Raw genomic sequence first — 11623 nt, 5'->3', positions numbered from 1 at the left:
GCCTAAGGCGCTTCGCCATACCCGATGATCTGTTCCGGATTGATCTGGCCGTCATAGGTCGCGTCGACCTCGTAGGAGACCAGCGAAAACGTCCCATAGCGGAAGATCCAGCGCCCCGAAGCCGAGGCGTCGCCCACGCCCCGCCACTTCTCCGCCGAGACGATGGCCTGCGTGTCCGGATCGTAGCCGGAATTGACGAGTTCTGTCCGCGTGATCATGCCAAGCTGCGTCATCTCCTCGACCGCGCCCTCCAGATCGTCGTTCTCATAGCGGATGTCGAGTTCGGGAACCGCGAACGACACCGGCTCCACCGGGCCCTCGCCATCGCTCATCAGGTAGACCTGGCTGATATTGTACGCCCCGCCATTGCAGAAAAACTGGAACAGCCGCGCCGTGCGCAGCGGATCGTCCGACGTCTCGTGCATGTAGCGATAGCCTATCTCGAAGCTTTGCGGCTCGAGTTCTTCGGTGGCCACGCCCTCCATCGCCCCGCCGCCGCAGCGTTCTGCAAAGCTCGCCGCAAAAACGCGCTCCGCCTCGAGCAGCGCCGCGTCGGTCGGCGGCAGTTCCTCGCCGGCGCAGTCCTGCGGCAAGGCCTCTGGGCTGAATTCGGCGTCCGTTTCCTGCAGGTCGCCATCCTCGATCGCCATCGGCGTGTAGCCTTCGGCGAAATTCGCCGGGTTCGGCGCCTGAAGCGTGTAGCACCCGGCATAGACCGTCTCGGTCCCGTCTTCGGCGACGGATCGCAGTACCAGCGGCTGGCGGTAGTAGACGCTGCCCGCCGCCCCTTCCTCCGCCGCCGCGCCGAGCAGGAGCTCGCTCGTCTCGGCATCGGCAAAGCCTTCCGCATAGGCCTCGACGCTGTCGGCCGGCGGATTGGCGAAATAGGAATAAGCGCGCGCGAATTCCTTGCGGTCGATGGCATTGTAAAGCGAGCGGATGACGGCATCCGGCGACGAGCGGTCGTCGATGAAGGCCGTCTGGCTGAAGGCGGACGTGCTCAGGAGAAGAGCAGGCACGCCGATCGAGACGAGCTTGCGCATGGGCTGACCTCGCGAATCATGTCCCTTCATGATCGCCAAGTCAGCCATTCATTGGCGCCGATGTCTAGAATCGGCGCTTGGACGCCATGTCGCGGGCGATGTGCGGGAAGTCGGCCGGCTTGATGCCGAGATCCGACAGTTCCGCGCTGCCCATTGCGTTGAGGATCAGCATTCCGCGCGACTGGCGGCTGGCGCGCAACGGTCGCGGCTTGGCGAAGAATTCAGTGAAAATGCCCATGGATCGTCTCCGAAGTTTCGATCCTCCCATACGGAAGATGGCATCGGGCAGGGCGGTTGTGCAGTGCAATATCTGCAGGGCTCCCATGCGCTTCGCTCCTGCGCGATGGGAACCTTTCTTAGGAAATGCCTGTTACCTAGGCGAGAACAATGAATGGCTGGGAGGCCTCGATGTCCGGCGCACGCGCCAAGAGCTTCGGCGATCTGCTCGACGACCTGATTTCGCACGAGCAGGCGGAACGTCTCGATGTCGGACCGGCTCCGTCGCTCCAGGGCGATCTTCTCGACCAGATCGAGCGCATCCAGGCCTCGAACGCGCCGCTGTTCGAGCCGTCGGCCCGGCAGGCCTATCTGGAGCCGACCCTCGCGCCGGAAATACTCGAGGCACTCGATACGCTGATGCCCGAACTGTCGACCGACCCGCATGACATCGCGCTCGAACTCGGCATCGGCAGCCTGCACACAGTCGCCGCCCTCGATCGCGCCCGCCGGCGCTTCGCCTTCGAAAACCACCCCGACCGCCTCGCGCCGCATCTGCGCGAACGAGCAGCCGAACGCATGGGCATCGCGAACGGCCTGATCGATACGGCAAAGGCGACGATGGCCGATTAGGCCGTCAGCCGAACGGGCAACGCTGGTTTTTCCGAATTGACCCCCACCCTGTATCCCTCCCCACAAGGGGGAGGGAGGGCATCAGCGTAGAGCCTAACCTCAAGCCAGTTGCCGCATTGACGGAAAATGCCCAACGCCGGCGAATTCCCTCCCCTTGTGGGGAGGGATAAAGGGTGGGGGTCCCCCTTCAAAGAACCAGCCTGCCGACAGCACCGTGTCATCGAAGTTTGCGGCTCAGCCATGCCACTGCATAGGCGACGATGGCCAAGTAGGGCTGGCAATCGCGGCGTTAAAGCCCGTTGCGTTCAGGCGTGCCGTGCATGCCGGTTTCGTCCGAAGTGACACCCACCCTGTATCCCTTCCCACAAGGGGGAGGGAGGGGATCAGTGTAGAGCCCAACCTTCAAGCCAGTTGCCGCATCGACGGGAAAAACCCAACGCCGGCGAATTCCCTCCCCCTTGTGGGGAGGGATAAAGGGTGGGGGTCCCCTTCAAAGAAACCGACCACCACCCCCGGCTCTCGCCAAACCCCTACCAGCTCCCCGTATTCTCCATCGAAGCCCAGGGCTCCGCCTTTTCCTTCGCCGGACCCTTCTGCAGCAACTCGACCGAAATCCCGTCGGGCGACCTGACAAACGCCATGTTGCCGTCACGCGGCGGGCGGTTGATGACGACGCCCATGTCTGCCAGCCTCTGGCAGGTCTCGTAGATATCGTCGACCTCGAAGGCGAGATGGCCGAAATTCCGGCCACCCTGATAGTTTTCGGGGTCCCAATTATAGGTCAGTTCCAGTAGCGGCGCCTTCTTCGACTTGCCGGCTTCCACATCTTCCGCTGCGGCAAGAAAGATGAGCGTGAAACGACCCTGTTCGCTTTCGATCCGGCGAACTTCCTGCATTCCCAGCTTGTTGCAGTAGAAGTCGAGCGATTCGTCGATGTCCTTGACGCGGACCATCGTGTGCAAGTAGCGCATTTTGCTATCCTTTTCAGATGTGCGGCCGGTTTTCCGTCGACGCGATAGATATGTCTCCGCCCGCGCGGTGGCAACCGCCGCGCCATATGCCGTTCCAAGTGTCGTGCCAGTATTTCGCCGTCCTTGCGACGAAAAAGCCACAATCGGGCCTTGCACCGACCCGAACGCCCGATGTTATCTTAGACGCCAAGAATCAGGTGTGGCGTATCTTGGAAAGGGTCGGGCATGGGGGAAAATGCCTCAGCGGCAGGGAGTCTGACTACGAAGGCGAACCCGGCTGACAGCGACGGTGAAAGATCGGACCTGATCGAAGCTTCCGGCGCGATCAAATGGTTCGACGTCGCCAAGGGTTACGGCTTCATCCATGCCGATGATTCCTCGCTGGGCGACATCCTGATCCATGTCACCTGCCTGCGTCGGGACGGCTACCCGACGGCATTTGAAGGCGCGCGTGTCACCTGCATGGTTCGTCGCGGTGAACGCGGGCTCCAGGCCTTCCGCATTCTGTCGATGGACGCGTCGACCGCGATCCATCCGTCCGAACAACCTGCCGACCGCACCCATGTCGCCGTCGTCGCGGAAAGCGGGCTGGAGCGCGCGCTGGTCAAATGGTTCAACCGGACCAAGGGCTTCGGCTTCCTGACACGCGGGGAGGGCACCGAGGACATTTTCATCCACATGGAAACCCTTCGCCGCTACGGCATAACCGAGCTGCGTCCCGGCCAGGTCGTCCTCGTCCGTTTCGGGCGCGGCGACAAAGGCCTTATGGCTGCCGAAGTTCACCCCGATATCGGGACTTTGCCGGTCGCGCATTGACGGCGTTCCAGCCTCGGCGCGCATCCATCATTGCAAAGGATCATCCGTGAACGCACGTATCGCCGCCCTTGCCCTGTCGCTTTCCTTCGTCGTCGCACCATTCGCTTCGCCGCCCGTCGCGCTCGCCCAGGAGGCGGTTCAGGGCGCGCCGATGGAGCTGCCCGTCGACGCTGCGCCTCTGACCTTCGAGGCAGATGGCGAGACGGTTTCCTTCGACATCGAGATTGCCGACACGGGCGAACGCCGTGCCCGGGGCCTGATGTTCCGCACTGACCTCCCCGAAGATCGCGGCATGCTCTTCGTCTTCGGTGAGACGCAGCCCGTCAGCTTCTGGATGCAGAACACGCCGTCGCCGCTCGACCTTGTCTTCATCGGCGAAGATGGGCGCGTGATCGATATCCTGCCGGGCGAACCCTTCTCCACGGCTTCGATCGCCCCGGACGGCCCGAGCCGCTTCGTTCTCGAACTGAACCAGGGAACGTCGGAGCGGGTCGGCCTGACCGCTGGAACACGTCTCAACCATCCGGCGATCGACGAGGTCGCAGGCAATTGAACCTTCCGCGTCCCACGCAGCATTTCCATCATGATGGTTTCGACATCGCCTTCATCGACGAGGGCGATCGCGATGCCGATCCGATCCTGCTGGTCCACGGCTTCGCCTCCACCTTGCGCATCAACTGGGTGCAGCCCGGTTGGGTCCAGACGCTGACGCGCGAAGGCTACCGCGTCGTCGCTTTCGACCATCGCGGTCATGGCGAGACGTCGAAGAGCTACGCCACGACCGACTATACGCCGACGGCGATGGCCTCGGACGCGGCCGCACTGCTCGACCATCTCGGCATTCCGCGCGCCCACGTCTTCGGTTATTCGATGGGCGCACGCGTCTCGGCCTTCCTGGCGCTTGAACATCCGGATCGCGTCGCGACGCTCATCTTTGGCGGGCTCGGCATCGGCATGGTCGAGGGTGTCGGGGATTGGGACCCGATCGCAGAGGCCCTGCGCGCGCCGTCGCTCGACGATGTCACTCATCCGCGCGGGCGCATGTTCCGCGCCTTCGCCGACCAGACGAAAAGCGACCGCGCCGCGCTCGCCGCCTGCATCGAGACCTCGCGTCAGGAACTGTCGCCGCAGGATGTCGGCCGCATCGCGCAGCCGACCCTCATTGCCGTCGGCACCACCGACGACATCGCCGGCGACGCGCATCGCCTTGCCGGTCTGATGCCGAAGGCCGAGGCATTCGACATCGTCGGCCGCGACCACATGCTGTCCGTCGGCGACCGCACCTTCAAGGCGCGGGCGCTGGACTTCCTGAAGGAGCATCCGCTTTGATCGACGAAGCCGCCATCGCCTTTCGCGGCGCCGAGGACAACCGTCTCGCCGGTTCGATCTGGGACGGCGGCGGCCAGCCCGTCATTTTGCTGCATGGCGGCGGGCAGACGCGGCACGCCTGGCAGAAGACGGCTATGCGCCTTGCCGAAAAGGGCATGCGCGCGATCACGATCGACATTCGCGGCCATGGCGACAGCGACTGGGTTGCCAGCGGCAACTACAGTTTCGCCCACTATGCCGAGGACGTAACCGCGCTTTGCGCGGCGGTGAAGCCGCGTTTTGGCCTGACGCCATCGATCGTCGGCGCTTCCCTCGGCGGGCTTGCATCGCTGCTCGCCGAATGCCGTACCGGGCACTTGATGGACGCGCTGGTGCTGGTCGATATCGTGCCGCAGATGAATCCCGCCGGCGTCGCCCGCATCATCGGCTTCATGGGATCGCGCATGGACGAGGGCTTCGGCTCGCTGGACGAAGCCGCCGACATGATCGCCGCCTACCTGCCGAACCGCAAGCGGCCCCGCACGCTTGAAGGCCTCGCCAAGAATCTGCGCCTCGGCGACGATGGCCGTTTCCGCTGGCACTGGGATCCCGCCTTCATGCGCGGCCCCGCCAGCATCGATGCCGATGCGCGCACCCTGCTGGGGGACGTGCTCGGCCGGCTGCCCGAACTCGATCTGCCGATCCTCCTCGTCCGGGGAATGCAGTCCGAACTGGTCGACGCGGAAGCCGCGCGAGCGTTCGTCGGACAGGCGAAGAATGCGCGCTATGTCGATATCGGCGGTGCCGGCCACATGGTCGCCGGCGATCGCAACGACGTCTTTTCGCAGGCCGTCATCGATTTCTTCGACGAGCAAAGCGCCGCCGCTTCGGCGTCGTAGGGCGTCACCCCCGCGCTAGGACCAGATGTTCTTGTCGATTTTACCCTGAAGTTCGGGATAGTCGCGCGCCTCGAAGCGGGGCGATTTCCCGGCCTTTCGCTGCGCAAAATAGTCCCGCGTCAGCTTCACGACCGTTCCCGACAGGAGCACGATGGCGATCAAATTGATCGTCGCCATCAGACCCATCGACGCATCCGCTGCGTTGAAGACGGTCGCGACGCTTTCATACGCGCCCCAGACCACCATGCCGAGCAGCGCGAAGCGCAGGACACCGAGCGCGACGGTATTGTCGGCTCGTAGGAAGGTCATCGCATTTTCGGCATAGGAATAGTTGCCGATGATCGACGTGAACGCGAAGAAGAAGATCGCGATGGCGATGAAGTAGAGCCCGAAGACGCCGAACTGCTCCTGCAGCGCGTTCTGCGTCAGCGTCGCGCCCTCGATATCGCCGCCGATCTGGTAGACGTCGGAAAGCAGGATCATGATCGCCGTCGCCGTGCAGATGACGATCGTGTCGATGAAGACGCCGAGCGCCTGGACGAAGCCCTGGGAGGAGGGGTGGTGCGGCTGTGGCGTCGCCACCGCCGCGATGTTCGGCGCCGAGCCCATGCCGGCCTCGTTGGAGAACAGCCCGCGTTTCACCCCGTTGAGCATCGCCGCCATGATGCCGCCGGCAACGCCTGCGCCTGCTTCCTGCAGTCCGAAGGCGTGCGCGAAGATCATGCCGACGACGCCTGGCACTTCCGAGATGTTCATCGCCAGCACGATGGCCGCCATCAGCAGATAGAGCCCGGCCATCACCGGCACCACGACCTGCGCGACGCGTGCGATCTGGCGGATGCCGCCGAAGATGACGACGCCTGCCATGACCGCGACGACCAGCCCGACCCACAGTTTCGGAACGCCGAACGCGCCTTCGACCGCATCGGCGATCGAGTTGGCCTGAACCGCATTGAAGACGAGGCCGAAGGAGATGATCAGGAAGATCGAGAACAACCCGCCCGCCCAAGGCGCCCGCAGGCCGCGCGCGATGTAGAACGCCGGCCCGCCGCGATACTGGCCCTCTGAATTCTCGACCTTGTAGAGCTGGGCAAGCGTCGATTCGGAATAGGCCGTCGCCATGCCGACCAGCGCCACCATCCACATCCAGAAGATCGCTCCCGGCCCGCCGAGCGACAGCGCCACCGCGACGCCGGCGATGTTGCCGGTGCCCACGCGCGACGCCAGGCTGATCGTCAGCGCCTGGAACGGGCTGATGCCGTGCTTGTCGGTTTCCTCGCTCTTGGCGATGACGCGGAACATCTCGCCGAAATGCACGAACTGCAGGAAGCCGAGGCGTGCCGTGAAGTAGATGCCGACGGCGAGCAGGCCGTAGACCAGCACGTAGTTCCACAAGATGTTGTTGAGGAAGTCGACGATGGCGGTCACGGCACGTCCTTCGCGCGGGGTTGGCTCTTCTTGACGAAACTGTGGCAGGGCACGGCCGATGTCGATCCCCGCCGCGGCGAAATTCACCGATCCTTCAATTCTGCGCCTGCCGTTAGGCCGGCCTTAACCCAATCCGCAACGCCCGCGCGCGCCTATCCACTCCGTTAATCTTGTTGGGCCAGGGTCGGCGCACGAAAGCGGGGAAAGTCCATGTTCAGGTTCTGGCATTCCAAAGCCGGCAATTTCGGCATCATGACAGCAGTGCTGCTTCCGGCCTTGCTCGCCGGCGTCGGCCTGGCGGTCGACACCGCCAACATCATCAACGCGAAAGCGCGCCTGCAGAACATCGCCGACAGCGCCGTTCTGGCAGCCTCGCGAGAGAACGCGTCCGATGCCGAACGCGAGCGCCTGTTTGACGATTTCATCTCGAGCCAGATCACCGGCTCGACCATCAGCTCCGCCGTCACCGACCTGTCGACGCGCGAGGGGCTGAACTATGTGGAGGTCACCGGCCGCGTCGATGCCAAGGTCCGCCTGTTCCTGATGAACCGGATTGGCACGGACGGCGTGACGGTCTCCGCCACCTCGTTCCGCTCGACCAAGACCCTCGAGATCGCCATGGTCCTCGACAACACCGGCTCGATGGGCCAGGGCGGCATCGACGCCCTGAAGAAGGCCTCCAAGGCATTGCTCGACGCTGTCGAAAGCGAGGGCGACCCGCGCCAGGAAGTCCGCGTCGGCCTGGTTCCCTTCGTGACGGCGGTCAACATCAATGGCGAGGGCTTCGACGAAGCCTGGATCGATAAGACCGGCGTGGCCGTCTACAATGGCTGGAACTTCATCGACGACACGATGCGCAACGCGCGCCCGACCTTGAACGCCGTCCAGCGCCGCGCCGACCTGACCGACGCCCAGCGCAACGCGATCATGGCGAAATGGGCCCATTATGACAGCGCCGGCTGCTCGATAACCGGCACCTCGCAAGCCGCCAAGGACATGCGCGCCATGTGCGCCAATGTGAAGAAGTACCCGCATCACTGGGAACTGTTCCGCCAGTCGAAGACGGAGTGGAAGGGCTGCGTCGAGGCACGTCCCGTTCCCTACAATTTCGACCTGACACCGCCCGATCCGTCGAAGCCCGATACGCTGTTCGTGCCCTATTTTGCCCCGAGCGAGCCGAGAGCGCGCCAGACCACCGGCGGCAATGACGGTGCGAACTTCAACAATGCCTGGCTCGACCACAAGACCCAGGGCTTCGACATCAACACGAATGCCGGCCGCACCGACATCCAGCGTTCCACGGTCAAGTATTCGATCGACGGGGTCGTCAACAATCTGCCGGGCAAGTCGGTCAAGGACACCCACAACCTGACCATCGGCCCGAATCGCGCCTGCCCGACGCCGATCGTGCCGTTGACGGACGACATGGCAAAGGTGCGCACCGGCATCGACGCGATGCAGTTCTGGAACGGGTCGGGCACCAATATTTCCGAAGGCCTAGCCTGGGGCTGGCGCGTCCTGTCGCCCGAAGCGCCCTACACGCAGGCCGCGCCCTTCGGCACCGACAGCGTCTCGAAGTTCCTGGTCCTGATGACCGACGGCACCAACGTGTCATTCGGTTCCAGCAACACGATCAACAAGTCCGACTACGGCTCCTACGGCTTCCTCGGCGCCAAGGGCATGAACAATGCCGCCAGCCGCATCGACGGCAAGACCAGCCAGGGCGAGGCGGAAAAGACGCTGAACACCTGGACGGGTTCGATGTGCACCCAGATGAAGGCCCAGGGCGTGGAGGTCTTCACGGTCCTCTACAACACCACGAACGCGGCCGTTAAGACCCTGTTCGAGAACTGCGCGACCAAGAAGGACAATTTCCACATGGCCAGCAACACGGCCGCTCTGGAAAAGGCCTTCTCGGATATCGGCCGCGCGGTCGCGGCGCTGCACCTGACGCATTGAGGCCCGGCCGGAACGATCAGCCCGCCCGCGCATTCCATCAGGTTCAACGCATCGCTTGATCCGGGGGAGTGCCATGACGATCCGCGAGTTTCGCCGCGACCGCATTTCGAAGCCCATTTTCGGCTGGGCCAAGGGCGTCATGCCGCCCATTTCGGAAACCGAGCGCGATGCGATCGATGCCGGAACGGTCTGGTGGGACGGCGAGATTTTCTCCGGCACGCCTGACTGGGGCCAGCTTCTCGAAATGAAGCCTGCCAGCCTCTCCGCCGAGGAGCAGGCCTTCATGGAAGGGCCGGTGCGGCAATTGTGCGCCATGGTCGACGACTGGAAGCTCGTCTGGGAAGACCGCGACCTGCCGAAGCACGTCTGGGATTTCCTGCGCGAGAAGAAGTTCTTCGGGATGATCATTCCGAAGCGCTTTGGCGGGCTCGGCTTTTCCAACACCGCCCATTCCGAGGTCGTCAGGACGATATCTTCGGCGAGCGTGACGGCTGGCGTCACGGTCATGGTGCCGAACTCGCTCGGCCCGGGCGAACTCCTGATGCACTTCGGTACTGACGAGCAGCGCGATTACTGGCTGCCGCGCCTTGCCGACGGCCGCGAGATTCCCTGCTTCGGGCTGACCTCCGCGCAGGCGGGCTCCGATGCCGCCGCCATGACCGACACCGGCATCGTCGAATATGGCGATCACGAAGGCGAGCGCGTCCTCGGCATCCGTCTGAATTTCGAAAAGCGCTACATCACGCTGGGCCCCGTCGCGACTGTCATGGGCCTCGCCTTCAAGCTGTCCGATCCCGACAACCATCTTGGCGGCGGCACGGACCGGGGCATCACCGTCGCGCTCCTGCCGACCTCGACGCCCGGCGTCACCCATGGTGATCGCCATGTCCCGCTCTTCACCTGGTTCCAGAACGGGCCTCTCTCCGGCAGGGACGTGTTCATCCCGCTCGAATGGGTGCTGGGTGGTCCCGAGCGCGTCGGTCAGGGCTGGAAGATGCTGATGACGGCGCTAGCGGCCGGTCGCGGCATTTCGCTGCCGTCGCAGTCTGCGGCCTCCGCCGCCATGTGCGCCCGCGCCACCGGCGCCTATGCGCGCGTGCGCACGCAGTTCAACGTGCCGATCGGCAAGTTCGAAGGCATCCAGGAGCCGATGGCCGAGATCGCCGCGAATGCCTATCAGATCGACGCCGCGCGGCGCCTGACGGTCGCGGCGCTCGACGAGGATCACAAGCCTTCCGTCATCTCCGCGATCATGAAGTTTCACGCGACCGACCGCATGCGCCGTTCCATCGAGCATGCGATGGACATTCATGGCGGCAAGGCCATCATCGAGGGGCCGAAGAACTATCTGGGGCCGCAATACCGGTCCGTGCCCATCGGCATCACGGTCGAGGGCGCCAACATCCTGACCCGCAATCTGATGATCTTCGGGCAGGGCGCCATCCGTTCGCATCCCTATATGCTGAAGGAGCTTCTGGCCCTGTCCGACGGGGACGACGCGCGCGGTCTGGAAGAGTTCGACCGTCAGTTCTGGCGCCATGCCGGACATTCGGCGCTGAACGCGCTCAAGGCCTTCGTTCGCGGCTGGACGGGCGGGCTCGTCGCCCCGGCGCCGCGCAAGGCTGCGCTTTCCGGTCACTGGCGCCAGCTTTCCCGCTATGCCGCCGCCTTCGCGCTCCTGTCCGACCTTGCCTTGCTGACGCTTGGCGGTGCGCTGAAGCGCAAGGAGATGCTGTCCGCGCGGCTGGGCGACATTCTGGCGGAAATCTATCTCGGCGCCGCCGTCTTGAAGCGCTTCGAGGACGAAGGGAGACAGGAGGCCGACAGGCCGCTCGTCGATTTCATCATGATGCGCGGCCGCCAGCGCATGGGCGTCGCCTTCAAGGGCGTCCTCGCCAACCTTCCGGCACGATGGGCGGCCTGGCTCGTTCGCGCCATTGCGTTCCCGCTCGGCGTTCCAAACCCCGAACCGAGCGATGCCGCGCGCACCCGCGTCGCGGAAATGCTGATGGAGCCCGGCTCGCAGCGTGATCGGCTGGCGCCGGATCTCTATCTCGGTGAAGGTCATGAAGACCACGCCTTGAAGGACCTGGAGCGCGCATTCGATCTTCGTGCCGGCGTTGCACCGATCGAAAAGAAGCTTCGCGATGCGAACATGCGCGAGGTCGAACGGGCGGTCGAAACGGGTCTCATATCCGCCGACGAGCATCGCCGTCTGGTCGAGGCGCGCGAGGCGGTGGCGCGCGTGGTCGCCGTCGATGCCTTCCCGATGGCCGAAATTTCGCCGCTTGCCGACCAGCATCGGCCCGGCGAAAGGAAGGAATTGCCGCGCGAAGCGGCCGAATGACCG

Annotated in this window: 11 protein-coding genes; 7 read left to right on the top strand and 4 right to left on the bottom strand. The window is 64.2% G+C overall.

What is annotated here, in order from left to right:
• Positions 1-2: 2 nt before the first annotated feature.
• Both ALII_RS0103205 and ALII_RS22820 read right to left on the bottom strand, forming a co-directional pair.
• Entirely contained in the window at positions 3-1043 is a 1041-nt protein-coding gene (locus ALII_RS0103205) for a DUF1176 domain-containing protein (protein ID WP_024585892.1), read from the bottom strand.
• Between the two features lie 64 nt (positions 1044-1107).
• On the bottom strand, positions 1108-1281 hold the full coding sequence (locus ALII_RS22820) for a hypothetical protein (RefSeq protein WP_173401390.1): 174 nt from the start codon (positions 1279-1281) through the stop codon (positions 1108-1110).
• Between the two features lie 170 nt (positions 1282-1451).
• On the opposite strand from ALII_RS22820, the gene ALII_RS22765 reads away from it, so the two are divergent.
• Positions 1452-1892, top strand: coding sequence for a hypothetical protein (locus tag ALII_RS22765; RefSeq protein ID WP_029660153.1), 441 nt, complete (start codon positions 1452-1454; stop codon positions 1890-1892).
• Positions 1893-2422: 530 nt separating this feature from the next.
• Here ALII_RS22765 and gloA read toward each other — a convergent pair.
• Positions 2423-2863 (bottom strand): lactoylglutathione lyase, encoded by a 441-nt coding sequence (gloA, locus tag ALII_RS0103190; protein ID WP_024585890.1) that lies wholly within the window; start codon positions 2861-2863, stop codon positions 2423-2425.
• A gap of 225 nt (positions 2864-3088) precedes the next feature.
• On the opposite strand from gloA, the gene ALII_RS0103185 reads away from it, so the two are divergent.
• From ALII_RS0103185 to ALII_RS0103170, 4 genes are read left to right on the top strand one after another with little or no spacing between them, the layout of a single operon-like run.
• Positions 3089-3679 (top strand): cold-shock protein, encoded by a 591-nt coding sequence (locus ALII_RS0103185; protein ID WP_024585889.1) that lies wholly within the window; start codon positions 3089-3091, stop codon positions 3677-3679.
• A gap of 46 nt (positions 3680-3725) precedes the next feature.
• Complete coding sequence (locus tag ALII_RS0103180; protein ID WP_024585888.1) at positions 3726-4232, top strand: DUF192 domain-containing protein; 507 nt, start codon at positions 3726-3728, stop codon at positions 4230-4232.
• Positions 4229-5008 carry an alpha/beta hydrolase gene (locus ALII_RS0103175; RefSeq protein ID WP_024585887.1) on the top strand — a complete coding sequence of 260 codons (780 nt, stop codon included), beginning with the start codon at positions 4229-4231 and terminating at the stop codon, positions 5006-5008. Before ALII_RS0103180 ends, ALII_RS0103175 begins: the two co-directional genes overlap by 4 nt.
• Positions 5005-5886: an alpha/beta hydrolase gene (locus ALII_RS0103170; RefSeq protein WP_024585886.1), complete on the top strand. Its 882-nt coding sequence runs from the start codon at positions 5005-5007 to the stop codon at positions 5884-5886. The genes ALII_RS0103175 and ALII_RS0103170 overlap by 4 nt, the downstream gene beginning before the upstream one ends.
• 15 nt (positions 5887-5901) lie before the next feature.
• On the opposite strand, the gene ALII_RS0103165 is transcribed toward ALII_RS0103170, so the two are convergent.
• Positions 5902-7314, bottom strand: coding sequence for a sodium:alanine symporter family protein (locus ALII_RS0103165; RefSeq protein ID WP_024585885.1), 1413 nt, complete (start codon positions 7312-7314; stop codon positions 5902-5904).
• Between the two features lie 210 nt (positions 7315-7524).
• Between ALII_RS0103165 and ALII_RS20950 the strand changes: the two genes are divergently transcribed.
• Positions 7525-9273, top strand: coding sequence for a pilus assembly protein (locus tag ALII_RS20950; RefSeq protein WP_024585884.1), 1749 nt, complete (start codon positions 7525-7527; stop codon positions 9271-9273).
• Between the two features lie 73 nt (positions 9274-9346).
• On the top strand, positions 9347-11620 hold the full coding sequence (locus ALII_RS0103155) for an acyl-CoA dehydrogenase (protein WP_024585883.1): 2274 nt from the start codon (positions 9347-9349) through the stop codon (positions 11618-11620).
• The last annotated feature ends 3 nt before the right edge of the window (positions 11621-11623 follow it).

Origin of the sequence: Aliihoeflea sp. 2WW (assembly GCF_000497755.1) — a bacterium.
GTDB lineage: Bacteria > Pseudomonadota > Alphaproteobacteria > Rhizobiales > Rhizobiaceae > Aliihoeflea.
This window is presented reverse-complemented; position numbering and strand designations above follow the sequence as displayed.